This is a genomic window from Caproiciproducens galactitolivorans (assembly GCF_004768785.1).
Lineage (GTDB): Bacteria > Bacillota > Clostridia > Oscillospirales > Acutalibacteraceae > Caproiciproducens > Caproiciproducens galactitolivorans.
This window is the reverse complement of the sequence record NZ_SRMQ01000005.1, coordinates 91,682-117,194: the sequence shown is the minus strand read 5'-3', so window position 1 is coordinate 117,194 and position 25,513 is coordinate 91,682. Positions and strand designations below refer to the sequence as shown.

The window sequence follows — 25,513 nt, the reverse complement described above, 5'->3', positions numbered from 1 at the left end:
GATTTTATGGATAAATACACCGGAAAAAGGCTTGACGGACGCTATGAAATACATGAACTGATCGGCTCCGGCGGAATGGCGCTGGTTTACCGCGCATACGACGAGATTGACGACCGTACTGTTGCCATAAAAATATTAAAAGACGAGTTTTTAGGCAACGATGAATTTATTCGGCGTTTTAAAAACGAATCCAAGGCAATTGCGGTTCTGTCACACCCGAATATCGTCAAGGTTTTTGACGTTAGCTTCGGCGACCGCATCCAATATATCGTAGAAGAATATATCGATGGAATCACATTAAAAGAATACCTTGATCAGCAAAAGGAAATTAAATGGAAGGAAGCAATCCATTTTACCATCCAAATCCTGCGCGCGCTTCAGCATGCCCATGAAAAGGGCATTGTCCACCGCGATATTAAACCGCAAAACATCATGCTGCTGCAGGACGGAACCATCAAGGTGACGGACTTCGGTATTGCGCGCTTTTCAAGAAGCGAAACACGCACTATGACCGATAAAGCAATCGGTTCCGTACATTATATTGCCCCTGAACAGGCGAGAGGGGATTTAACGGACGAAAAGGCGGATATTTATTCCGTCGGCGTCATGCTGTATGAAATGATAACCGGGCAGCTTCCTTTCGAAGCGGACAGCGCCGTTTCCGTCGCGATCATGCAGCTTCAGGCGGACCCGAAGCCGCCGAAGGAGATTAATCCCGGTATTCCAGACGGCCTTGAAGAAATCACCTTAAAAGCAATGCAGAAAAACCCTGTGCAGCGGTATCAGTCGGCTGCCGAAATGCTTCGCGATATTGAAGAATTTCGCAGAAATCCGAGTATCCGTTTTCAGTATAAATATTTTATTGATGAAAAGCCGACAAAATACATTGATGCGATTAACACGGTAAGAGGAGCCGAGCAGCCGGTCTATAATGATAATTATGAGTATGAAGAGGAACCGGTCAGAAATCCCAAAAAGAAGAAAAAATCTACTGCTTCGCTGGTTATCAGCGGAATCGCCGCCGCGTTTGTTATAGTAGCCATCGGGTTTGGATTAGCTGCTCTTTTTCACAGTTGCAACAGTAGTGCAAACGATGTGCCGCTTCCGAACTTTGTCGGCAAAACCTATGACGAAGTAAAAAGCGATCCGCAATACAAGAACTTTAAATTCGTAACGGAAACCAAAAATGATACGACACAAAAGGCGGGCATCATTCTCAGCCAGAACCCTCCGGCCGGGACAATGGTGAAACCCGATACGGAAGTCACCCTTACCATCAACGCCGGCGGGAAAATGGTTACGATTCCTGACCTGACCAAAAATACGCAGGATGAAGCAATCAGCATTTTGAAACAACTGAATCTTACGTACGAAATTCTGCCGGTTGAGGACACGAATGTGATCAAGGGCTATGTACAGAATACCGATCCTCCTGCTGGAACACAGGTTTCTGAAGGGACAAAGGTAAGCGTGTACGTAAGCACCGGCGGCAAAACGGAAAAAGTGGCTGTACCTGCCGTCATTGATGAAACATTGGAAGCCGCAAAAAAAGATATTCTTGCAGCCGGATTAGTGGTTGGGAAAATCACTACGAAAGACGATACCAATAAGGCAAAGGATATCGTTATTGAAACTTCGCCGCTGCCAGGTGTGCAGGTTGCAAAGGGCAGCTCCGTATCCATTATTGTCAGCTCCGGTAAGAAATCGGAAAAAACCATTGAAATTTATGTCCACCTTCCAAAGAATGTAACCCACGATATCAACCTGAAGGTTTATCTTGGAAACGAGCTGCAAACGGAGAAAACCGTTAATCCGTCGTATAATGACGTATGCCCGCTTACTTTTACTGGCTCAAGCGGACAAAAGAAGCTGACAATCCAGCTGGACGGAAACAAATATCAGGTATACACCCTTGATTTTAGCGAGGGTACTTTTAAACAGGAAGAAAGCTATCCTTATACGGAAAACAATTCATCGAGTGAATCGGTAAGCGGGCCGATCACTCCTGCTGATTGATGCTATGAGTCAATTAAACGGAATGATTGTAAGGGGGATTGGCGGCTTTTATTATGTGGAAGCCGCCGGTTCTCTCTATGAATGCAAAGCAAGAGGACTGTTCCGAAAAAAGAAAGTGACTCCCTATGTCGGCGACCATGTCACGATCCGCTTGGAAAACGACGGGACAAGCACAATCGAAGAAATCCTGCCGCGTGCAAACTACCTGATCCGCCCGCCGATCGCCAATATTGATCAGCTTATCTTGGTTGTGTCGGTCTGTGACCCATCTCCCAACACGCTGATTATTGACAAGACGATTGCCGCAGCGGAGGCACGGGGCATTGAGCCGGTTATTGTGCTGTCGAAAACCGATTTGCAGGATGGTGGCTGGCTGATCGACATTTACCGGACGACAGGAATACTACTGCTTACGGTCTCATCCGTTACCGGTGAGGGCGTTGAGGCGGTTCGGGAATTGCTTAAAGGGAAAATTTCTGCCTTTACGGGCAATTCGGGAGTTGGAAAAACCTCCCTTCTGAATCAGATCGACAGCCGTTTTCATCTGGAAACCGGAGAAATCAGCCAAAAGCTGGGGCGCGGCCGGCATACGACAAGGCAGGTGGCTTTGCTGAAGCTGAGCGGTGAAACCTATGTTGCGGATACGCCTGGGTTTTCGTCCATCAGCCTGGAACGGTATGACCTCATTAAAAAAGAAAGGCTTCCCTATTGCTTTCGCGAGTTTATCCCTTATTTAAATCAGTGTAAATTTTCGACCTGCTCGCACACCTGTGAAAAAGGCTGCGCCGTATTGCAGGCCGTGCAAGAGGGCATAATCAGTAAATCCCGTCACGAGAGTTACGTAGCGATGTATCAGGAAGTGAAGGATCTGAAGGAATGGAACCTGAAATAAAGAAATGTATTATAATCGGCTCCTCGCCGGGCAGCCGTATTCCGGCTGATGTGGATTTTAACGATTCTTACGTCATCTGCGCCGACGGTGGACTAGATATTGCAAAGCAAAACAATATCGTTCCGGATTTGCTTATCGGCGATTTCGATTCGCTTCAATCGGATCTGCCGCAAGGAGTTGAGACCATCCGGCTGCAAACGGAAAAGGACGATACGGACATGATGGCGGCGATACGGGAAGCCCTGAGGAGGGGATACAATTCGTTTACCCTTCTCTGCTCCTTAGGCGGGCGCATGGATCATTCCTATGCGAACCTGTGCGCGTTACAGTTTCTTGTTTCACAGGGATACAGGGCGGAAATTGCGGACGATGGCTGCCGCGTTTTTCTTCTGAGCGACGGCAGGATGACTTTGAGCGATTTAAAGGGCTGTACGGTATCCGTATTTCCGTTTGGGTCCGCTTTTTGCACAGTCAGCTATGTAGGGATGAAATATCCGCTGCGTGACGCCTGCATCTCTTCCGTAAACCCGATTGGCATCAGTAATGTGATTCTTACGAACCGTGCACAGATTATTGTACATAGCGGAAACGCCCTTATTTTTTTACTTTCATAAATGAACCAATTTGCCCCTCACGGAATATACTGGGATATAAGAACAGGAAAAGAATTATGCAGTGATGGTTGGTGACGGCAGTGAGGTGCAATTGCAGAAAAAATAGATGCCCCCCAGGACAATTAGCGGTTGCATTCGGGCTCGGTTTGGCTGTCTCTGGTTTTTGCCCAACGGGATTAATCCTGTTTATAGTAGCGACCATACTGGTCATATTAGGGATCACACTTTTAAGGTGTGGAACATAATGGGAGGTCTTTATTATGAAAGTAGTCGTTGTCAGGAGCTCCAAATTCTGGGGATTTGTACTTAGGAAGGTATTCCATATTAAAAAGGAAGAATAAACAATGCATACCGGCTGCAGCAGCAGCCGGTATTTTTTTGCGCAGTTGGTATAAATCGTACAAGATTAGAATAACAATTAGGTAGAAACAGGAAAAGGAGAGAGCCCTATGGAATATATGCTTAGCCGTGAGGCATTGGCGGCCAATGAAATCATTTATGACGGCTGCCAGGAGCAGCCGGTAGATCTCGACATTAACCTGCCGGATTACTGCCCCGATATACAGCGCATATTAAAATGCCAGGTCTATCCCCGCATTGCTTCCCGCAATATTACGGGCGACCGGTTGGAACTCGACGGAAATTACACGCTCACAATCCTCTATCTGGATTCCGGCGGCATGGCCGTTCGCTGCTATGAAAGCAATCAATCTTTCTCTACTGTTATTAATTTGAAGCAAAATGCCGATAACGCACAGATATATGCGTTTACCCGTGTAGAATATATCAATTGCCGTGCAACCAGCCCACGCCGGCTCGATATTCATGGATCCTTTTCCGTATGTGCGCGGGTAACCGCCCAAACGGAAAACGAAGTGATTTCGAATATCGACGGCGAAGGGGTAGAACAACAAAAAAACAAAATAACCTTGAATAAGGTGGCGGGATTCAGGCAGCAGCAATTCAATGTCGATGAAGTTTTAGAGCTTGGACAGGGCAAACCAGCCGCCGACAGCATTGTACGCGCGGATGCCTTTGCAACGGTGCAGGATTACAGTGCCGTTGGAAATAAACTGATGATCAAGGGCGAGGTCTGTATTAAATTCGTGTACTCCTCCATAGACGACGAAATGGCGTTGGAAGTTATGGAATATGCAATCCCGTTCAGCGAATTGTTGGACTGTGACGGAATCAGCGAAAACTGTGCCTATAACGTCCAACTTACCGTAACGGGATTGGATACGCAGATCAAAAACGATTATTCCGGCGACCAAACCTATTTTGAAGTGAACGCGAAAGTGCTTGCGAGCGCCACAGCTTTTGAAAACAAAGAGGTAACGCTTGTAACCGACGCTTATTCCAAGCTGTGTGAAATGAACATCAGCAGCAAGCAGAAATCCCTTGATAATTTGATTGAATTCATCAACGACACCTATATCCATAAAACAACGGTTGCGCTGGACGATACACCTGTTTCGAAAGTCATTGATATCTGGAATGAAATGAATACGGTTTCCGCCGACTATGTCAACGGGGAAATTCAGTACAAAGGCAAATTAAATGTTTGCATATTGGCGCGAAACGCGGAAAACAAGCCAGTCTATTTTGAACGCATGCTTGATTTTGATTACATCCGTCCCTATCCGGGGGCGGACGGCACCAAATGCAGCGCGACCATGACAGTAGCCGGTATCAGCTACCGTATTACGGGCAGCGGAATCGACATAAAAGCCGAGCTGAAACTAAATACGGGAGTATACAGCCAATTGAATATCAAAGTGATAACGGACGTTACACCCGATGAAACCAAACCCAGGGTGCAAGACAAATCCGCGGTGCTCAGTATATACTACGCGGACGCGGGCGAAAACCTTTGGAACATTGCACGGGAATACGGTACCTCCGTTGATGCGATTAAGCTGGAAAATGAGCTTACTGGTGATTTCGTTGAGAACAGGGGGATGCTGTTGATCCCAATGTGAGTTTTACAAAAGGAAAACCGCTAATAAAAAATTCTCTGCCTGAGGGGGAGGTAAAATGGAAGAACGCAATATTTATAGTGATATTTCCCAGCGTACAAACGGCGATATTTATGTAGGAGTGGTTGGACCGGTACGCACCGGAAAATCCACTTTTATAAAAAAATTCATGGATGCCGTCGTCATTCCCAATATGGAATCCACTTACAGCCGTGACCGGGCGATCGATGAAATGCCTCAGTCTGCCGCGGGCCGCACAATTATGACAACGGAGCCGAAATTTATTCCGGAACAGGCTGTAACCGTAAAAATCGACGACAGCGCGACGTTTTCGGTTCGCATGATTGACTGCGTCGGCTACATCGTTCCAAGCGCGCTTGGCTATATTGAGGACGACATGCCACGGATGGTTATGACACCCTGGTATCAGGAGCCGATTCCCTTTAATATGGCTGCAGAGCTAGGCACGAAAAAAGTAATAACCGAGCATTCGACCATTGGTCTGGTGGTTACGACGGACGGTAGCATAAGCGATATTCCCCGCGAAGAATATGAAGAAGCGGAGGAAAGGGTAGTCAACGAGCTCAAGGAGATCAATAAGCCGTTTATCGTCCTGCTGAATTGTACGGAACCGCGATCCAATTACGCCGCGAACCTGTCTGCGCAGCTTCAGGAAAAATACGGCGTTCCCGTCCTTCCGATCAATTGTCTGGAATTAGAGGAAGAGGAAATTCGCAATATTCTTTCCAAGATTTTATTCGAGTTCCCGGTGAAATCTATTAAGGTGGAAATGCCGCGCTGGATTTCCAACCTTGAAAAAAATCATTGGCTCCGTTTCGCCGTTTACGGTGCACTACAGGAGTCCGCCTCGAAAATTTCCAGAATCCGCGAAATCAATTCGATTGTTGATGACATCAAAAAATGTGAATTTGTCAACGGCGCCAATACCGTATCCATTGATTTAGGAACCGGATGCGCCCGGATGGCCGTATCCTTGAATCAAAATCTTTTTTATAAAATTCTGGGTGAAAAAACAGGAATTGACATTGAAGATGAAGGCAGCCTGATGGAAAATATGCTGAATCTTTCGAAAATGAAGGCACAGTTCGACAAAATCAAGGACGCCTATCAGGATGTACAGGAAAACGGGTACGGCATTGTTATGCCGGATATGGAGGAGCTTTCGCTCGAGGAGCCGGAAATCATCAAGCAGGGCGGGAAATATGGCATCCGGTTAAAGGCGGCCGCGCCGTCCGTACATATGTTGAAGACAAGAATTACAGCGGAACTGACGCCAATTGTCGGATCCGAACAGCAGTCGCAGGAGCTGATTACCTATCTGCTGAAAGAATTCGAAGAGAATCCTTCCAAGATATGGGAATCCAATATTTTCGGAAAAAGCCTGCACGAGCTGGTGAACGAAGGGTTGCATAATAAATTGTACCGCATGCCTAACGACGCGCGCGATAAAGTACGCGAAACCATCGAGCGTATTATTAATGAAGGCTGCAACGGTTTGATATGCATTATTCTATAAAATAGATTAAATGATTCGGTTAAAATAACCGGATCATTTTTTTATTGATAAATCTGGTGTAACCCTTTATAATAAAGGTATATCTGAACTCTGAAAGTAAGGAAGTGTATTCATGTTTAAGATTGTCGAAAAGCGCATATTGAATGATTCCATGACTTTGATGGCAGTAGAGGCGCCATACATTGCAAAAAAGGCTAAAGCTGGCCAGTTCATTATATTGCGCGTAAATGAATTTGGGGAGAGGATCCCATTAACCGTGGCGGATTACGACCGGGAAAAGGGAACTGTCACGATCATTTACCAAAAGGTTGGAAAGACTACGCTGATGCTTGACCAGTTAAACGAAGGCGACGCGATTCTTGACTTTATCGGGCCTCTGGGAAAAGCAACTGAGTTGGAAGGCTATAAAAATGTAGCCGTAGTCGGCGGGGGTGCCGGCTGCGCAATCGCTTATCCGCAGGCAAAGGCCCTGCACGGCATGGGCGCGAAAGTGGACATGATCGCCGGTTTCCGCAGCAAGGATATTATCATCCTGGAAGAGGAAATGAAAGCAGTAAGCGACCGTCTGATTATTACCACGGATGACGGTTCCAACGGAAACAAGGGCTTTGTTACCGATGCTCTCCGTAAATGCATTGAGGAAGGCGCGAAATACGATCTGGTAATCGCCATCGGGCCGCTTGTCATGATGCGTGCGATTTGCAATCTTACAAAGGAATACAATATCAAAACCTTAATCAGCATGAACCCTATTATGATCGACGGCACCGGTATGTGCGGCGGTTGCCGGCTGACCGTCGGAGGCAAAACCAAATTTGCCTGTGTGGACGGACCGGATTTTGACGGTCACGAGGTCGATTTTGACGAAGCAATTAAAAGATCGAAAACATATTTCGATTTGGAAAAAGAAGCAACACGCGAATACAACTGTCGTTTAATGGAGGGTGCGAAAAATGCCTAATATGTCACCGGTAAAGACTCCGATGCCGGAGCAGGAACCGAATGTACGCAATAAAAACTTTGAAGAGGTTGCCCTTGGCTATACGGATGAAATGGCGGCTGAGGAAGCAAAAAGATGCTTAAATTGCAAAAATAAGCCCTGCGTAAGCGGATGCCCCGTGGGCGTTCGAATCCCCGAATTTATCCAGCGCGTTGCCGAAGGCGACATGGAAGGCGCTTATCAGATCATTAAGACAACAAATTCCCTTCCGGCGGTTTGCGGGCGCGTTTGCCCGCAGGAGTCCCAATGTGAGCAGAAATGCGTGCGCGGCATTAAGGGCGAACCGGTCGGCATCGGCCGTCTGGAACGCTATGTAGCCGACTGGCATATGAAGCATGGCGCTCCGGAGGAGTTTGATGTAAAGCCCAATGGCCACAAGGTTGCCGTAATCGGCGCCGGCCCTGCCGGATTGACTTGTGCCGGCGACTTGGCTGCCATGGGGTATTCTGTAACGGTGTACGAAGCGCTTCATACTGCCGGCGGCGTACTGATGTACGGAATTCCGCAGTTCCGTCTTCCGAAGGAAATTGTCCAGAAGGAAATCGATGCCCTGAAGGAAAAGGGCGTTAAAATTAAAACCGACATGGTAATGGGCAAGGTGCTTTCTGTGGACGAATTGTTCGAAATGGGCTTTGAGGCGGTTTTCATTGGAACCGGCGCGGGTCTGCCGAACTTTATGAACATTCCCGGCGAAGGCCTGATCGGTACTTATTCCGCCAATGAATTTTTAACCAGGGTAAACCTGATGAAGGCTTACCTGGATGAATACGATACCCCGATTATCCGCCCGAAGAATGTCGCGGTTGTCGGCGGCGGCAACGTTGCAATGGACGCCGCAAGAACAGCGAAGCGCTTGGGCGCGGAAAACGTGTACATTATTTACCGCCGCGCTGAGGAACAGATGCCCGCGCGAAAAGAAGAGATTCATCACGCGAAGGAAGAAGGAATTATCTTCAAACTTTTGTGCAATCCCATTGCCATCCATGGTGACGATGACGGCAGGGTAAAGGCGATTGAATGCGTTGAAATGGAGCTTGGCGAGCCGGATGCTTCCGGAAGACGCAGACCCATTGCCAAGGAAGGATCGAATTTTGAAATCCCGGTTGATAGTGTGGTCATGGCGATCGGCAATTCACCGAACCCGCTGATCCGTTCAACCACGGAGGGCCTGGAAGCAAACAGTCATGGATGCATTGTTGTAGACGACACAACAATGGCGACCACCCGCGAAGGCGTTTATGCCGCGGGCGACGCCGTCAGCGGCGCCGCAACGGTTATTTTGGCTATGGGCGGCGGAAAAGAGGCTGCGCGCTCCATTGACAAATATATCCAGTCAAAGCACTCTAAATAAATCATTTAAAACCGCCGCCAGCCGCGGCGGTTTTTTGTTTGTTCCGTCATCTTCCGCCTTCCTCCTTCATATGATTATGGAGGACAAAATCATAAAGGAGGAAGAATATTGGGTGAATATCATCAAAAAAGTTCCGCAAATAGACAGGAAAGGCTTACGAAAAAAGAAAGAATTATCAGCACTCGCCTTTTAACCATCATCCAGATCACCGTATGCTCCATCATTTTGCTGACGGTAGTATTCGTACGGCTGATCGGCGGAAATGCGTATATGGTTGTAAAAAGCTGGTATCAGCAAACTCTTAATAATTCGATCGTAGCCGAAGAGGATATTGAAAACGTGAAACATACCGTCGTGGAGTTTTTCCCGCCGGTTACCAGCTTGCTTCCGAAATCCGGCACAGAGTCCGCAAGTAGTGAACAGCCTAAGGGCGGCACAGCTTCCCAGCAGGCCTCGCAGGCAAATTCCGATTCCCCGAAAGCCGGATGATTTCCTTTACAATTCACAACTGCCGTATTTCCATCGGGTTCCTGTTTCTGGCCGTATTTACCGCATTTCTGCTGTGCGATGCCAGCAATACGGCAGTATTCTGGATATTCGCGGCGGCGGTTCACGAAGCAGGCCATATTCTCGTAATGCATGCATTCGGCGCCGCGCCCGTAGAAATGAAATTTACGCCCTTTGGAATTGATATTGTCAAACCACCGCTGCTTTCCAGCGGTTACGGGCGTGACGCGCTGATATCTCTTGCCGGCCCGTGGGCAAATCTTGCCTGTGTGATGCTCTTATATATCTTCAGGAAAAGCCATGTGGCTTTTCTTTTCGCCAATCTGGTTTTGGCAGCCTTCAATCTGCTGCCAATCGAACCGCTGGACGGGGGGCAGGCGCTTTATTCGCTTCTTTGCGCGAAATACTGCTCGGATCAGGCGTTGAAAATCGTTTCTGTTGTATCTTTCATTGTTGTAACGCCTCTTGCAATTGTCAGTTTTTTAGTCCTCTTCCATTCCTATGGCAACTATTCCTTGCTGGCCGTATCCATTTACTTAATCTTCCTCCTGGTATTCAAGAAGGGAAGGTATGAATGATTTGCAATATTTGTTTCCGAGCGGTATAATAATAAAACATATGCTGCACGGAGGTTGCGATGATTACAAAGAAGATCGAAAAAATGCTTGCGAATGTTCAGAAGCCCGGCCGTTACGTCGGCGGGGAATTGAATAGTATTGTAAAAAATCCGGATCAGGTGGATGTTCGTTTTGCTTTCTGCTTTCCGGATGTTTACGAAGTCGGTATGTCGCATTTAGGAATGAAAATTTTATACAGCCAATTAAACACCCTGCCGTACGTCTGGTGTGAGCGGGTTTTTGCGCCGTGGATGGATATGGAAGAGCAGATGCGGAAAAACAATGTTCCGCTTTACGCTTTGGAAAGCGGGGACAGCATTGCCGGCTTTGATTTCATCGCTTTTACGCTCCAATATGAACTTAGCTTTACGAATGTATTAAATATGCTTGATTTGGCGGGAATCCCGCTGAAAGCAAGCGACCGGCATGGACTTTCCCCGCTCGTGGTGGCCGGGGGTCCCTGCACATGCAATTCCGAACCCCTCGCCGACTTTTTTGATTTATTCTTTATTGGCGAAGGGGAAGAGATGGATTGTGAAGTTATAGAGCTTTACAGGAGATATAAAAAAGAAAACCGCTCCAAAGAAGAATTCCTGATTGCCGCCGCGCAGATTCCAGGCGTGTATGTTCCTTCCCTGTATGATGTAACCTATAACGACAACGGCACCATAAAAGCCATTCTTCCTAAATGCGGCGCTCCGGAAAAAATTAGAAAACGCGTTATGATCGATATGGACAAGTCTTATTTCCCGGACAAATTTGTCGTTCCCTATATTGGAATTGTCCACGACCGGGCGGTGGCGGAAGTTTTGCGCGGCTGTATCCGGGGGTGCCGGTTCTGTCAAGCAGGATTCCTTTACAGACCCTTCCGCGAAAAATCGGTCGCCGTCATTGATAAACAATGCCACGACCTTTGCGACAATACAGGATACGATGAAATTTCTCTGTCCTCGCTTAGTACAAGCGATTACTCGCGAATCAATGAATTGCTGAACCAGCTTTTAACGTGGACAAAGGAAGAAAAAACTGGCGTGTCCCTTCCTTCCTTACGTGTTGACAATTTTTCGACGGAGCTGATGTCAAAGATCAAGTCGGTGCGCCGGAGCGGCCTTACCTTTGCGCCGGAGGCAGGCACTCAGCGCCTTCGGGATGTTATTAATAAAAATGTAACAGAGGAAGAACTCCTTAAAACGGTAAAAACCGCCTTTAAGGGCGGATGGACCACGATCAAATTGTATTTTATGATCGGTCTGCCGACGGAAACCATGGACGATGTCGCGGGCATTGCGGAACTGGGACAGAAGGTTGTGGATGCCTTTTATGAAAACCCGGACAAGCCGAAGGGGAAAAGCGTGAAGGTAACCGTCAGCGCTTCTTCCTTTGTTCCAAAGCCGTTTACACCCTTCCAATGGGAACCACAGGACACGATCGAAACGCTGCACCGGAAACAGCGCCATCTGGTCTCTTCTGTAAGAACTCGCAAAGTGGAGCCGAACTATCACGACGCGGATGTCAGTTTTTTGGAAGCTGTTTTTGCGCGCGGAGACCGCCGCCTTTGCAACGTCCTGCTGGAAGCGCATAAAATCGGTTGCAAAATGGACGGCTGGCAGGATTGTTTTTCCCTTGCGAAATGGCTGGAAGCGTTCCGGAAATGCGGGATTGATCCGGCATTTTATGCAAACCGTAGAAGAAGCTTTGACGAGGTTCTGCCATGGGACCATATTGACTGCGGGGTAAAAAAATCTTTTCTGATTGAGGAGTGCAAGAGAGCGTATGCCAATCAGACGACGCCCAATTGCCGGGAACAATGTTCCTCCTGCGGCGCAGCTTGCTTTAAAGGAGGAATCTGTGTTGAAAAACGTCCGAATCTGGTTTAAGAAGATTGGAACCGCCCGTTTCATTTCACATCTGGATTTAAACCGCTGTATGCTGCGGGCAATCCATAAGGCGAAAATACCGCTGTGGTATACGCAGGGATTTAATCCTCACGCATTTATTACTTTTGCATTGCCGCTTTCCCTTGGGATTGCGGGGGAACGGGAGAGTATGGATATCCGACTGGAGGATACGGAACTGACCCGGGAGGAACTTATCAGCCGGCTAAACGCAGCCCTTCCGGACGATATTCCCGTATTTGATGCAACCGAACCGGTTATGAAGCCGGGCGAAATCGCCTATGCTTCCTTTATTATGGAACTGGAAACAGAGAATATTTGTGCGGAAGAAGCGGTTTCCCGAATAAAAGGGATGCTGGAACAGGAAAATATCATCGTGCCGAAGCATACAAAAAGCGGAATCGTGGACCTTGACATTAAGCCTTTTCTGAGAAAGACGGAGATCGCACCGAAAACGGGGCTTATTGAAATCCAGACCGTGCTTCCGGCCGGAAGCAACATGAATGTGAACCCCTTGCTGATTTGCGACGCGATCAAGACCTATTTAAAGCTGGACTTCTATGCGGATATAAAGAGAACCAACCTTTATAACGCTGATTTTCAAATCTTTGTATAACTGTAAAAAAGTTATTGCGCTTTTTGGCGTATTGTGGTATGATATATAGGCATTTGGATACCGCCAGTACTTCATTGGTGGGGTTCAATGCCCGGTTTTACCGCGACATTGAAGCGGGCAGTCCTCTGCTGTCTACAGCATGAATGTCTGAATTATAAGGAGGATTTATTCCATGGATGCATTGAAATTAATTGCACAGGATTCCGTAAAAAAGGAAATTCCTGAATTTGAAGTTGGCGATACCGTAAAGGTAAACGTAAACATCAGAGAAGGCGAGAGAGAAAGAATTCAGGTTTTTGAGGGTACCGTTACCGCTCGCAAGGGCAGCGGCGTTTCCGAAACCTTCACGGTAAGACGCGTTTCTTACGGCGTTGGTGTCGAAAGAGTATTCCCGGTTCATTCTCCAAATGTTAAGGGTGTAGAAATTGTCCGCAAGGGCCGTGTACGCAGAGCGAAGCTCTACTATCTGCGCGACAGAGTCGGCAAGGCGGCAAAAGTAAAAGAGCAGATCAGATAATCCGTTTGATCATGATTTTAAGGGACATGTATGTGTCCCTTTTTTGCTTTCCCCTTGATCTTACTTGAAAGAGGTGGCGTTTTTGAATCCGAATATAACCTCGGAATTACCTGCCGAACCGTCTAAAAACAACTTCACTTTAAGCTGCTACGAATGGGTGGAGGCGCTGATTCCGGCGCTGGTTATCATTATCGTTATCTTTACCTTTCTCTTCCGGGTCATCACCGTTAACGGTCCCTCCATGATGCCGAATCTGAAAAACGGTTATAAAGTTCTGGTTTCTTGCACCGACAGGAAGCTTACCCGCGGCGATATTGTGGTGGTGGACAGACGCGCTACCTCCCGTGACGAAACCCTTATCAAAAGGGTGATTGCCACCGAAGGGCAAACCGTCGATATTGATTTTAATACAGGAGTCGTGTCGGTAAACGGCGTTCCGCTGGACGAATCCGCTTACATAGAAAACGGTATCACGAAAAATCAATACGATATTTCCTTCCCGCAGACCGTTCCTCCGGGGCATGTTTTTGTGCTGGGGGATAACCGCAAGATTTCCGACGACAGCCGTTCCAGCGATGTTGGCATGATTGACCAGCGATATATTATCGGAAAAGTGGAGTTTATATTAATGAAAACAGAAAAGCCTTTTTGATAAAGGAGATGTTTCTCCGTTGAACCAACAATCCATACGGCTTTACATAAAACCGGTGACCCGAAAATCACAAAGCCGTTTTACGGTAAACTGCTATGAATGGATAGAAGCGTTTATTACTTCCCTGATTGCAGTAGTCATTCTATTTACCTTCTTTTTCAGGGTTGTAAATGTAAACGGGCCTTCTATGCTTCCAACCTTGCAATCCAACGACAGGGTGGTTCTTTCCAGCTGCTTTTACAAACCCCGCCAAGGGGATGTTGTTGTTATTTCCCATACGCAGAAGTTACGGGAACCCATTATCAAACGCGTGATTGCCCTTGAAAATCAAAAAGTAGATATTGATTTTGAAAAGGGGATCGTGTCGGTGGACGGCGTTCCTCTCGATGAATCCGCCTACATTCAGAACGGCATTACGGATCAGCCTACGGATTTTAAATTTCCGCTGACCGTCCCTGCGGGGCATATTTTTGTGCTGGGGGACAACCGTGCCGTATCCAACGATAGCCGCTTCAGCGACGTAGGTATGGTTGACGTAAGGAATATTCTGGGAAAAGCGGAAATGGTCGTATTTCCCTTCAACAGAGTTGGAAGGATAAAATAAAAGTAAGTTCAGTTTAAGGATGAAGAAATGAGCGAAGCACAAACAATACAATGGTTTCCCGGTCATATGACCAGGACAAAAAGACAAATTGAAAAAAGCTTGAAGCTGGTTGACGCGGTTGCGGAAATTGTGGACGCAAGAATACCCGTCAGCAGCCGCAACCCGGATTTAAACAAGCTGATACAAAATAAACCGCGTGTTATTTTATTGAATAAGAGCGATATGGCTGATCCGGTTCAAACGGCGCGTTGGATCGATTATTACAAACAAAACAATATACGCGCAATCGCCATTGACTGCCGCAGCGGCAAGGGTATAAACGGGTTTATCCCGCTTGTGAAAGATGTATTGCGCGACCGCATAGCCACATGGGAAGCGAAGGGCATGGTAGGCAGGCAGATCCGAGTGATGGTTGTCGGCATCCCGAATGTCGGGAAGTCCTCGCTGATTAACCGCCTTTCAAAAAACAGCAAGGCCAATGTTGAGGACAGGCCGGGTGTCACAAGGGCAAATCAGTGGTTCTCAATCGCCAAGGGGTTTGACCTTCTGGATACCCCCGGCGTACTCTGGCCAAAATTTGACGATAAAACCGTCGGGGAGCATCTTGCTTTTACGGGAGCCGTAAAGGACGAGGTAGTCGATACGGAATATTTGGCGGGACGTCTGCTGGAGGTGCTGCGGGACAGTTATCCGAACGACGTAAAGCGGCGGTATAAATTGGGAGAAATCGATATTTCCGGGCAAAAGGGATACGAATTGCTGGAATTGATAGGCAAAAAGCGCGGAATGCTGATTTCCGGCGGCGAAGTGGATACAGAACGGGCGTCCATTATGATTTTGGATGAATTCCGAAGCGCCAAGCTCGGCCGAATCTCATTGGAACAGGTTGGAAAATAAAATGGATTGGTTTGCTTATGAAAAAATGGCACGGGAAAAAGGCTATTCTACCGTTTGCGGCATCGATGAGGCAGGCCGCGGACCTTTAGCCGGTCCCGTATTTGCCGCCGCTGTGATTCTGCCCTATGGGACAAGCATTGAAGGCTTGAATGATTCCAAAAAACTCAGCGAAGCAAAAAGAGAAACCCTGTTTGAGATCATTAAAGAAAAAGCGGTAAGTTATTCCGTTGGGTTTGCTACGGAAGCGGAAATTGACGAAATCAATATTTTGCAGGCAACCTTTCTTGCAATGAAGCGTGCCTGCGACGGATTAGACGTTCGCCCGGATTTGGCTTTGGTGGACGGAAATCGAATGCCCTGTCTCAGTGTAAAGGCGCATACGATTGTAAAGGGGGATTCGCTTTCCGCGAGCATTGCCGCCGCCTCCATTCTGGCCAAGGTCAGCCGTGACCGCCTGATGGTGGAAATCAACCGGATTTATCCGCAGTATCAGTTCGCGAAACATAAAGGCTACGGGACGGCATTACATATTGCACGGTTAAAAGAATACGGGCCGTGTCCGGTGCACCGGAAAACATTTTTGAAAAAAATTTTAGGAGATACTGGTTCATGAACAATGCTTCCGGAAAAACCGGTGAAGACTTTGCGGCTCGCTATTTAGAGGATATGGGATTCCAAATTACAGCGAGGAATTACCATTCCCGTTTCGGAGAAATCGATATTATCGCGGAAAACAAAGAATTTATCGTGTTTGTGGAAGTGAAGACCCGGAATAAAAATTACGAAGTCAGCCCTCTGGAAGCGGTTTCTCTTGGGAAACAAAAAAAGATAGGGAAAACGGCGATTTTGTATCTGCAATCGAATCCGTCTGATTTGCAGCCCCGCTTTGATGTGATCGGAATGACGACGGATGCCGGCAACAGGATCCTTTCCATTGAACATATTGAAAACGCATTCATGATAAAGGAATTTTAAAGGTGATTTCCTTTAAAAATTTTTCAATTTTTTACGGAAATGCGTACGTTTTTTATGTTTCCCTTTGCAGTCATTTATGGTATGATAAAGTCATAAAGTTAATAAAGAAGGGGGAAAAACCTTTGCATTATAAATCCACACGAAACAGCAGCATCTGCGTTTCGGTATCACAGGCGATTGCGCAGGGAATCAGTACGGAAGGCGGTCTTTTTGTTCCGGAAGATTTTCCGCATTATTCCCATACAGATTTGCTGGAGCTTGCCAGATGCAGTTATACGGAACGTGCGGAGCGAATTTTATCCGCGTTTCTTTCTGATTTTACGGCGGAAGAAATTCATGAGTGCGTTACGGCCGCCTATACCAATGGGAAATTCGAAAAAGATATTCCTGCTCCGGTTACTTCGTTAAAGAACGGCATACAAATGTTGGAACTTTGGCACGGTCCCACCTGCGCCTTTAAAGATATGGCGCTGCAGCTGCTGCCACATCTTTTGACGAAATCCCTGCAGAAAATCCATTCTTCCAAAACCGCTCTGATTCTTGTCGCAACCTCCGGGGATACGGGAAAAGCGGCGCTGGAAGGCTTTAAAGATGTGGACGGCACCCTGATTCAGGTTTTTTATCCGCAAAACGGCGTAAGCCCCATGCAGAAGCGCCAGATGTGTACGCAGGAAGGAAATAACGTGGCCGTCTGTGCAATTGAGGGAAATTTTGACGATGCCCAGACCGGCGTGAAAAAAATCTTTACCGATCCGGAAATCAAGCGGCTTTTGGAACAGAATAAGCTGATGTTTTCCAGCGCGAACTCCATTAACTGGGGCAGGCTCCTGCCGCAGATCGTATATTATTTTTCCGCGTACTGCGATTTGCTCGCCAATGGAAAATTGCAATGTGCGGGAGAAAAGATCAACATAGTGGTTCCGACCGGCAACTTTGGAAATATCCTTGCCGCGTACTACGCTAAAAAAATGGGGTTACCGGTTCACAAGCTGATCTGCGCGTCCAACTCCAATAATGTGCTGACCGAATTTATCAACACGGGCGTTTACAACCGTAAACGGGAGTTCTATACTACCATTTCCCCTTCCATGGATATTCTGGTGTCGAGCAATCTGGAACGACTGCTTTACGATCTCACCGGAAAAGACTGCGACCGGGTAGCGGGCTGGATGAACGAGCTTGCGTCAAACGGCAGGTATCAGGTTGGGGAAGATGTTCTACACTCGCTTCACGAACTGTTTTTCGCAGGTTATTGCAACGATGAGGAAACCCAAAAAGTCATTAAGCAGCTTTACGAATCCGAACATTACCTTTGTGACACGCATACTGCCGTTGCAGTAAATGTTTATGAGCAATATGTAAAAGCCAGCAAGGATACGGAAACCCCTTCCGTAATTGTTTCTACCGCCAGTCCATATAAATTTGCAGACAGCGTATTAAGCGCCGTATCGGAGCAATACCGAGAGGATGCGTCCGAATTCGACAAAATTCAAGAGCTGTCCAACCTAACCGGTGTGGCTGTCCCGCCGCAGATTGCCGAGCTTCAGACGAAGGCGGTTCGCTTCCGCACAATTTGTTCAAGGGAAAACATGAAGGAAATCGTTTTAAAAACAGCAAAAATTGAGCCTCAGGCCTAAGAGAGGGAACCATGTCACTATTTGCTATCGCCGATTTGCATCTGTCATTGGGCTGCGACAAACCGATGGACGTTTTTTCGGGCTGGCAGAATTACACGGAGCGGCTTGAAAAAAACTGGCGCGCCGTCGTCGGTCGGGACGACACCGTCGTTATTGCCGGAGATATTTCGTGGGCAATGAATTTGGAGGAAGCGGTGAATGATTTCTCGTTTATCCATTCTTTGCCCGGCAAAAAATTAATATTAAAAGGGAACCATGACTATTGGTGGTCAACCAGAAAGAAAATAGTAGAATTTTTGGAACGAAACGGGCTGGATACCATCCAAATCATCCACAACAATGCGGTTGTAGTCGGTGATATTGCGGTTTGCGGCACCCGCGGATGGCTGTACAATGCGGAAACGGACGAAGATGTAAAGATTGTGAACCGCGAGGTAGGCCGTCTGAACGCTTCCATCGACGACGCAGAAAGACAAGGCGCCAAACCGGTGGTGTTTTTGCATTACCCTCCCGTTTATGACGGGGCGGTATGTAAAGAGATCCTTGATGTTTTGAAGGAGCGCGGCATTCAAAAATGCTATTTTGGGCATATCCATGGAAGTCAGGCGGCGCGCCGGGCGATTACCGGCGAGTATGAAGGGATTAAAATGGTTCTAATTTCCTGTGATTACCTGAATTTTATGCCAGTTTTAGTATAATGAACAAATTTTGAATATTTTATCTTATATATAGAATATTTATTATTCATGTGCTATAATATTTTAGATAATTTGCAATTTGCAGGAGGAAGTAAAAATGAGTTTAAAGTCGTCTAATAAGGTTGCGACGAATCGTTATCAACTTGAGGTAGGAGTAGACGCTACGATATTTGAAAAAGCGCTTGAACAGGCATATCGTAGAGAAAATAAAAAAATTTCCATTCCCGGTTTCCGCAAGGGCAAGGCACCCCGTGCGTTTGTAGAAAAATATTACGGCGAACAGGTTTTCTATGAAGACGCGATCAATGCTGTTTATCCTGATGCGCTTGAGCAGGCGATTAAGGAAGCACAGCTTGAGATGGTTGAAGATAAAATTGATTTTGATCTGGTTTCCGCTGGTAAGGACGGCGTTGTTTTCAAAGCAACCATCACAACCAAGCCGGAAGTAGAGATTGACAATTATAAGGGAATCGCCGTTACAAAGAAGCCGGTTGTTGTAACCGACGAGGATATTGACGCGGAGATTAAAAAGGTTCAGGAGCGCAACTCCAGAATGATTACCGTTGAGGACCGTGAGGCTCAGAACGGCGATATTGTTGTGATTGATTTTGACGGCTATGTAGACGGCGTTGCTTTCGATGGCGGCAAAGCGGACAATTACAGCCTTACGCTCGGCTCCGGCCAGTTCATTCCGGGTTTCGAGGAGCAGGTTGTAGGCCACAAAACCGGCGACGAATTTGATGTGAACGTAAAGTTTCCGGAGGATTACCATGCTGAAAATCTGGCGGGCAAGGATGCTGTTTTCAAAATCAAGCTGCATGAAATCAAGATGAAAGAGCTTCCTGAAGTAGACGACGACTTTGTAAAGGATGTCAGCGATTTTGACACCCTCGATAAATACAAGGAAGATATCAGGAAAAGGCTGACAGACGCGAAAGAAAGAAGCGCGAAAGACGATGTGGAAAATCAGCTCATCGACAAGCTGGTGGAAAACGTAAAAGCTGAAATTCCGCAGGCTATGTACGAAAACCGCATTAATGAAGATATTCGTGAATTCAGTTACCGCTTACAGTCACAGGGCCTGAACCTTGAAACATATTTGAAATATACAGGTATGGACAAGGACGCATTCCGCAAACAATTCCTGCCTCAGGCGGAACGCCAGGTAAAAGTACGCCTTGCACTCGAGCAAATTGCAAAATTAGAAAACATTCATCCAACAGATGAAGAAATCGAAGAAGAATTCGCAAAGCTTGCAAAGAGCTATGATATTGACGCTGAAAAAGTAAAAGCCTTTATTCCGAAGGAAGAGCTTGTTAAAGATATTGCGGTTCAAAAAGCAATTGATCTTGTACGCGACAGCGCCATAATTTCGGAAGGTACGGAAAAAGCTGAATAAGAAAAGCCAATCCTGCCAATGCTCATTTTATTGTAAGTTTATTGGAGGTACGCGACAATGAGTTTAGTCCCCTATGTCATTGAACAGACAAACCGCGGAGAACGTTCGTATGATATCTTTTCCCGTTTGCTGAATGACAGAATTGTAATGCTTACTGAAGAAGTGAATAACACCACCGCAAGCCTGGTGGTTGCACAGCTTTTATATCTGGAGGGGCAGGACCCGTCCAAAGATATCAGCTTATACATTAACAGCCCCGGCGGATCCGTTACGGCCGGTATGGCGATTTATGATACCATGCAATATATAAAATGCGACGTGTCCACCATTTGCATGGGCATGGCCGCCAGCATGGGAGCGTTTTTACTCGCTGCCGGCGCAAAAGGGAAACGGTTTGCCCTCCCGAACAGCGATATTATGATTCATCAGCCAAGCGGCGGAGCGCAGGGTCAGGCAACCGACATCATGATTCACGCGGATCATATTATTGCCACGAAAAAGAAGCTGAACCAGATTCTTGCTGAGAAAACGGGCCAGCCTCTTGAGGTAATCCAAAGGGATACCGAGCGGGACAATTTTATGACAGCGGAAGCCGCCGTTGAATACGGCTTGGTTGACAAGGTTATTTACAATCGATAATTGAGGTTGGTGATAAATAAATGTCCAGTAACGACGATAACAAGGACAGAGGAGTAAGCTGCTCATTCTGCGGTAAACCACAGAGTGAAGCGCGCCGCTTGATTGCGGGTCCCGGTGTCTATATTTGTGATGAGTGCATTGAACTTTGCATGTCAATTCTTGACGATGAAAAAAACTTATCCAACCGAAAATCGACCTATGGGGAATCCACAGCCGAGTTGCCGAAACCTTCTGAAATAAAAAAGCAGCTTGATGAATATGTCATTGGACAGGAAAATGCGAAGATCGCGCTTTCTGTTGCCGTATACAACCATTATAAGCGTATTTATTATGGAAAAGATGATGTCGAACTGACAAAAAGCAATGTTCTGTTGCTTGGTCCGACCGGTGTCGGCAAAACGCTTTTAGCACAGACGCTGGCGAAAATATTGGATGTACCGTTTGCAATTGCGGACGCTACGACTCTGACGGAAGCCGGTTATGTGGGCGAAGACGTGGAAAATATCCTTCTCCGTTTGATACAGGCGGCTGATTTCGATATTGAAAAAGCCGAACGAGGGATTATCTACATCGACGAGATTGATAAAATTGCCAGAAAGTCCGAAAATCCGTCGATTACACGTGATGTAAGCGGCGAGGGCGTTCAGCAGGCTCTTTTGAAAATTCTGGAAGGTACTATTTCCAATGTTCCTCCACAGGGCGGAAGAAAGCATCCGCAGCAGGAATTTTTACAAATCGATACCTCCAATATCCTGTTTATCTGCGGCGGTGCTTTCGACGGGTTAAATAAAATCGTTGAAAAGCGCACGGCATCTTCTGCCATGGGATTCGGCGCACAGGTGCGGAGCAAAGCCGAGTTGGATTCTACCGCATGGATGCAAAGCGTTGTTCCGCATGATCTTGTGAAATATGGTCTGATTCCCGAACTGGTTGGCCGTTTGCCAGTCATTGCGGCTCTTAATGGACTGGATGAGGACGCGTTGGTTCGTATTCTAACGGAACCGAAAAACTGTTTAATAAATCAATACAAAAAACTGTTCCAACTGGATAAAGTCGAGCTTGATTTCAAGCCGGAAGCATTGAAGGCCATAGCTAAAAAGACAATTGAACGCCGTACAGGCGCGCGAGGCCTTCGGTCTATCATGGAAGATTTATTAACAGACCTTATGTATAAAGTTCCGTCTGACTACACTGTAGAAAAAGTTACTATAACTGCGGATACGGTGGAGAAGGGTGCGGAACCGGAAATAGTGTACAATCCCGACCGCAAGCCTGTAAAAATAAAGATAACAACTCCAAGAAAGCGCGGCCGAAAAGATACCGCGTCGTAATATAAGTATCTTGGCTGTTGCACGTGGTAGACTTGTTATCACTTGCAGCAGCCATTTCTGCTGAAGGAGCAACACATGCTATGAATAATAACCTTGAACTCGAGAAAATTGAAAAAATTACAATTCCGGTGCTCGCGTTAAGAGGACTGGTTATATTCCCGGGGATGCTGCTGCAATTTGATGTCGGCAGAAAAAAATCCATATTGGCGTTGTCGAAAGCAATGGAGGAAGACCAGCAGATTTTTCTGGTTGCTCAAAAAAGCCTGAACGACAACGAGCCGACTGGAGAGGAAATTTACAAAATTGGTATTGTCGCAAAAATCAAGCAGGTCATTCGTCATACCGATGAAGGAATCCGGCTTTTTGCAGAAGGAATGTACCGGGCAAAAATACAATCTGTTGTGAACGAAAATCCCTTTATTCTTGTGGAAGTTTCTCCAACGGAAAACATAACCTATAAGGAAACCCACAAGACAGAGGCGTTAATCCGCTACACACAGTCCCTGTTTGAGGAATATATTCAAAATTATGTCCGTATCCCACCGGATATTATTATCGGTGTTGTTCAGAAGAAGGACTGCGGCGAACTTGCGGATTACATTACCGCGAATATCAGCTTGGATTATGAAAGAAAACAGCAGATTTTAGAGGAACTTCATCCGGTTAAACGGCTGGAAAAGCTGAATGAAATTTTAAAGAACGAAATTCAGATCCTCTCCATTGAAAGCCAGATCAGCGAGAAAGCCAAAGAACAGATTGATGAAAACCAGCGCGAATATTTCCTGCGGGAGCAAATGCGTGCCATCTCCAACGAGCTTGGCGAGGATGATAACCCGCAGGGAGAAGCAGATGAACTCCGGGAACGGATCGCCAAAATGAAGCTTCCCAAACTTCAAAATGATAAACTCATGAAGGAATGCGACCGCCTTGCAAAAATGCCGTATGGTTCCCACGAGGCGAGCGTTATCATAAGTTATGTGGAAACCTGCCTGGAGCTTCCATGGAATACCAGCAGCCGCGAACGTATCGACTTAAAGTGGGCACAAAGAACGCTTGACCGTGATCATTATGGTCTGACCAAGGTCAAAGAACGAATTATCGAAATTTTAGCGGTGAAAAAACTTTCGCCCGATATTAAGGGTCAGATTATCTGTTTAGTCGGCCCTCCGGGTGTCGGTAAAACATCCATTGCCCGTTCCATTGCAAAAGCAATCGGCCGCAATTATGTGCGCGTATCCCTCGGCGGCGTCCGGGACGAATCCGACATCATGGGCCACCGTAAAACATATGTGGGCTCTATGCCGGGCCGGATTATTGCTGCGCTGAAGCAGGCCGGTACCAATAACCCGCTGATCCTTCTGGATGAGATTGATAAGCTGGGCAACGATTTCCGCGGGGACCCTGCGTCCGCTTTGCTGGAGGTTCTGGATTCGGAGCAAAATTCTTCCTTCTTCGATCATTACATCGATATGCCCTTTGATTTGAGTAAGGTTATGTTTATTACAACCGCAAATGATTACACCGCCATACCGGAGCCTTTGCTCGACCGTATGGATGTGATCACATTAGGCAGTTATACCCACGAAGAAAAATATCATATCGCCTCAAAGCATTTGATCCCGAAACAATTGAAAAAGCACGGAATGAATGCAAAAATGCTGCGAATTACTCCGAAGGCGATTCACGAACTGATTGACGGTTATACAAGGGAAGCGGGTGTCCGGAATCTGGAGCGCCAGATTGCTGCTATCTGCAGGAAATGCGCCAAAAAAATTGTTGAAGACAGCAGTTCGAAAATAACGATAACTCCTGACAAATTAGAAGAATTGTTGGGACCGAAAAAATTTAAAAAGGATGTATTAACAAAATCCGATATGGTCGGCCTTGTCAATGGCCTTGCATGGACCAGCGTCGGCGGCGAATTACTGCCGATCGAGGTTGCCATAATGGATGGCACGGGCAAAATTGAGCTCACGGGTTCGCTTGGCGATGTAATGAAGGAGTCCGCGAGAACGGCTATCAGCTGTATCCGGACGCGGGCGGCTTCCCTCGGAATCAGCAACGACTTCTATAGTAAATATGATATTCATATCCATGCACCGGAGGGTGCGATTCCCAAAGACGGTCCGTCCGCCGGAACGGCAATGGCGACAGCAATTACGTCGGCATTGACGAATATTCCGGTACGGCATGATGTTGCAATGACCGGGGAAATCACTTTGCTTGGTAGAGTCCTTCCTATCGGCGGCCTTAAGGAAAAAACCATGGCGGCTTACCGTTCGGGGATCAAAACGGTTATTATCCCGGCAGATAATATATCCGATCTGGCGGAAATTGACTCGGCAGTAAAGGATTCGGTTGATTTCCTGCCGGTGGAAAAAATTGATCAGGTTTTGGAAGCCGCTCTGTGTAAACTTCCCGAGCCAAAGCAGAACGTAGAGACGGATACCGAGATTCCTATGCAAAAAATAAAAAATCAATCGGGCGTTTTGTCGTCCGGCATTCCTCAGTAACGGGGTGACAATGTGAATTTTGGAAAAGCGGAATTTGAATCGGCGGCTGGATTATTAAACCAGCTGCCATCTTCCACCCTACCGGAAATTGTATTTTCCGGCCGTTCAAATGTTGGAAAATCTTCCTTGATTAATAAAGTTCTCAATCGTAAATCTCTTGCCAGAACCAGCGCAAAGCCGGGGAAAACCGGAACGATTAATTTTTATAGGACTCCAGAATGCCGACTGGTTGATCTGCCCGGATACGGATATGCCCGCGTTTCGCAATCTGAAAAAATTCGTTGGGCCGAGTTGGTTGAGGGCTATTTTCACGCGCAGCGAAAAATTGCGCTTGTGCTGCAAATTATTGATATGCGCCATAAGCCGACAGACGACGATATACATATGATCGATTTTTTGCGGGATTCCGGTTTTCCTTTTCTGATTGTCGCAACCAAAAGCGATAAGCTGAATAAAACAGAACGGGAAACGCAGCTCCAATTGCTCGATGAAATTTTTAATCAACAACTGGAATTTATTCCGTTTTCAGCGGTTAACGGCGAAGGGGTTGAAGAAATTCGAGCCAGAATTACCGCTGCCTGCAGCGAATATGAACTATAAGAAGAAAAAGCATCTTTTTTCTAGTAA

The 25,513-nt window shown here is 46.7% G+C and carries 25 protein-coding genes; all 25 read left to right on the top strand.

All coding sequences use genetic code 11. The features are described from left to right. The first annotated feature begins 6 nt into the window (after positions 1 to 6). The 25 genes from pknB (at position 7) to yihA (ending at position 25,486) form a co-directional block, all read left to right on the top strand. Positions 7 to 2,016, top strand: coding sequence for a Stk1 family PASTA domain-containing Ser/Thr kinase (pknB, locus tag CAGA_RS07240; RefSeq protein ID WP_135659309.1), 2,010 nt, complete (start codon positions 7 to 9; stop codon positions 2,014 to 2,016). Between the two features lie 4 nt (positions 2,017 to 2,020). Continuing rightward, entirely contained in the window at positions 2,021 to 2,908 is an 888-nt protein-coding gene (gene rsgA / locus CAGA_RS07235; RefSeq protein WP_135659307.1) for a ribosome small subunit-dependent GTPase A, read from the top strand. Then, positions 2,893 to 3,522 (top strand): thiamine diphosphokinase, encoded by a 630-nt coding sequence (locus CAGA_RS07230; RefSeq protein ID WP_135659305.1) that lies wholly within the window; start codon positions 2,893 to 2,895, stop codon positions 3,520 to 3,522. Before rsgA ends, CAGA_RS07230 begins: the two co-directional genes overlap by 16 nt. A 260-nt stretch (positions 3,523 to 3,782) precedes the next feature. Beyond that, positions 3,783 to 3,863: a stage V sporulation protein SpoVM gene (gene spoVM / locus CAGA_RS13000; protein ID WP_135659394.1), complete on the top strand. Its 81-nt coding sequence runs from the start codon at positions 3,783 to 3,785 to the stop codon at positions 3,861 to 3,863. A gap of 108 nt (positions 3,864 to 3,971) precedes the next feature. After that, a complete protein-coding gene (locus CAGA_RS07220; protein WP_135659303.1) occupies positions 3,972 to 5,504 on the top strand; it encodes a DUF3794 and LysM peptidoglycan-binding domain-containing protein in 1,533 nt (510 codons plus the stop codon). A 55-nt stretch (positions 5,505 to 5,559) separates the two neighbouring features. After that, on the top strand, positions 5,560 to 7,038 hold the full coding sequence (spoIVA, locus tag CAGA_RS07215; RefSeq protein WP_135659301.1) for a stage IV sporulation protein A: 1,479 nt from the start codon (positions 5,560 to 5,562) through the stop codon (positions 7,036 to 7,038). Positions 7,039 to 7,150: 112 nt separating this feature from the next. After that, positions 7,151 to 7,999: a sulfide/dihydroorotate dehydrogenase-like FAD/NAD-binding protein gene (locus CAGA_RS07210; RefSeq protein ID WP_135659299.1), complete on the top strand. Its 849-nt coding sequence runs from the start codon at positions 7,151 to 7,153 to the stop codon at positions 7,997 to 7,999. Further along, positions 7,992 to 9,389: an NADPH-dependent glutamate synthase gene (gene gltA / locus CAGA_RS07205; RefSeq protein ID WP_135659297.1), complete on the top strand. Its 1,398-nt coding sequence runs from the start codon at positions 7,992 to 7,994 to the stop codon at positions 9,387 to 9,389. Before CAGA_RS07210 ends, gltA begins: the two co-directional genes overlap by 8 nt. A gap of 108 nt (positions 9,390 to 9,497) precedes the next feature. After that, positions 9,498 to 9,878 (top strand): hypothetical protein, encoded by a 381-nt coding sequence (locus CAGA_RS07200; RefSeq protein WP_135659295.1) that lies wholly within the window; start codon positions 9,498 to 9,500, stop codon positions 9,876 to 9,878. Then, entirely contained in the window at positions 9,875 to 10,474 is a 600-nt protein-coding gene (locus CAGA_RS07195; protein WP_135659294.1) for a metalloprotease, read from the top strand. The genes CAGA_RS07200 and CAGA_RS07195 overlap by 4 nt, the downstream gene beginning before the upstream one ends. A gap of 59 nt (positions 10,475 to 10,533) precedes the next feature. Continuing rightward, the gene (locus CAGA_RS07190; RefSeq protein WP_135659292.1) at positions 10,534 to 12,390 is read left to right on the top strand and encodes a TIGR03960 family B12-binding radical SAM protein; all 1,857 of its coding nucleotides are present in this window, start codon (positions 10,534 to 10,536) and stop codon (positions 12,388 to 12,390) included. Further along, on the top strand, positions 12,365 to 13,024 hold the full coding sequence (locus CAGA_RS07185) for a TIGR03936 family radical SAM-associated protein (protein ID WP_167875181.1): 660 nt from the start codon (positions 12,365 to 12,367) through the stop codon (positions 13,022 to 13,024). Before CAGA_RS07190 ends, CAGA_RS07185 begins: the two co-directional genes overlap by 26 nt. A gap of 172 nt (positions 13,025 to 13,196) precedes the next feature. Further along, positions 13,197 to 13,541, top strand: a complete 345-nt coding sequence (gene rplS / locus CAGA_RS07180) for a 50S ribosomal protein L19 (protein WP_135659288.1) — start codon at positions 13,197 to 13,199, stop codon at positions 13,539 to 13,541. A gap of 82 nt (positions 13,542 to 13,623) precedes the next feature. Continuing rightward, positions 13,624 to 14,193, top strand: coding sequence for a signal peptidase I (gene lepB, locus CAGA_RS07175; protein ID WP_243112975.1), 570 nt, complete (start codon positions 13,624 to 13,626; stop codon positions 14,191 to 14,193). Positions 14,194 to 14,212: 19 nt separating this feature from the next. Continuing rightward, a complete protein-coding gene (lepB, locus tag CAGA_RS07170) occupies positions 14,213 to 14,797 on the top strand; it encodes a signal peptidase I (protein WP_135659286.1) in 585 nt (194 codons plus the stop codon). A 27-nt stretch (positions 14,798 to 14,824) separates the two neighbouring features. Continuing rightward, positions 14,825 to 15,694 carry a ribosome biogenesis GTPase YlqF gene (gene ylqF, locus CAGA_RS07165; RefSeq protein WP_135659285.1) on the top strand — a complete coding sequence of 290 codons (870 nt, stop codon included), beginning with the start codon at positions 14,825 to 14,827 and terminating at the stop codon, positions 15,692 to 15,694. 1 nt (position 15,695) lies between these two features. Continuing rightward, positions 15,696 to 16,307: a ribonuclease HII gene (locus tag CAGA_RS07160; RefSeq protein ID WP_135659283.1), complete on the top strand. Its 612-nt coding sequence runs from the start codon at positions 15,696 to 15,698 to the stop codon at positions 16,305 to 16,307. Then, on the top strand, positions 16,304 to 16,669 hold the full coding sequence (locus CAGA_RS07155; protein ID WP_135659281.1) for a YraN family protein: 366 nt from the start codon (positions 16,304 to 16,306) through the stop codon (positions 16,667 to 16,669). Before CAGA_RS07160 ends, CAGA_RS07155 begins: the two co-directional genes overlap by 4 nt. A gap of 122 nt (positions 16,670 to 16,791) precedes the next feature. Then, the gene (gene thrC, locus CAGA_RS07150; protein ID WP_135659279.1) at positions 16,792 to 18,306 is read left to right on the top strand and encodes a threonine synthase; all 1,515 of its coding nucleotides are present in this window, start codon (positions 16,792 to 16,794) and stop codon (positions 18,304 to 18,306) included. A gap of 11 nt (positions 18,307 to 18,317) precedes the next feature. Further along, a complete protein-coding gene (locus CAGA_RS07145) occupies positions 18,318 to 19,004 on the top strand; it encodes a metallophosphoesterase (RefSeq protein WP_135659277.1) in 687 nt (228 codons plus the stop codon). 97 nt (positions 19,005 to 19,101) lie between these two features. Beyond that, a complete protein-coding gene (tig, locus tag CAGA_RS07140) occupies positions 19,102 to 20,403 on the top strand; it encodes a trigger factor (protein WP_135659275.1) in 1,302 nt (433 codons plus the stop codon). 57 nt (positions 20,404 to 20,460) lie between these two features. Continuing rightward, the gene (gene clpP, locus CAGA_RS07135; RefSeq protein WP_135659273.1) at positions 20,461 to 21,042 is read left to right on the top strand and encodes an ATP-dependent Clp endopeptidase proteolytic subunit ClpP; all 582 of its coding nucleotides are present in this window, start codon (positions 20,461 to 20,463) and stop codon (positions 21,040 to 21,042) included. A 20-nt stretch (positions 21,043 to 21,062) separates the two neighbouring features. Next, positions 21,063 to 22,373, top strand: coding sequence for an ATP-dependent Clp protease ATP-binding subunit ClpX (gene clpX / locus CAGA_RS07130; protein WP_135659271.1), 1,311 nt, complete (start codon positions 21,063 to 21,065; stop codon positions 22,371 to 22,373). An 80-nt stretch (positions 22,374 to 22,453) separates the two neighbouring features. Continuing rightward, a complete protein-coding gene (gene lon / locus CAGA_RS07125) occupies positions 22,454 to 24,886 on the top strand; it encodes an endopeptidase La (protein WP_135659269.1) in 2,433 nt (810 codons plus the stop codon). Positions 24,887 to 24,898: 12 nt separating this feature from the next. Beyond that, positions 24,899 to 25,486 (top strand): ribosome biogenesis GTP-binding protein YihA/YsxC, encoded by a 588-nt coding sequence (yihA, locus tag CAGA_RS07120; RefSeq protein WP_135659267.1) that lies wholly within the window; start codon positions 24,899 to 24,901, stop codon positions 25,484 to 25,486. The last annotated feature ends 27 nt before the right edge of the window (positions 25,487 to 25,513 follow it).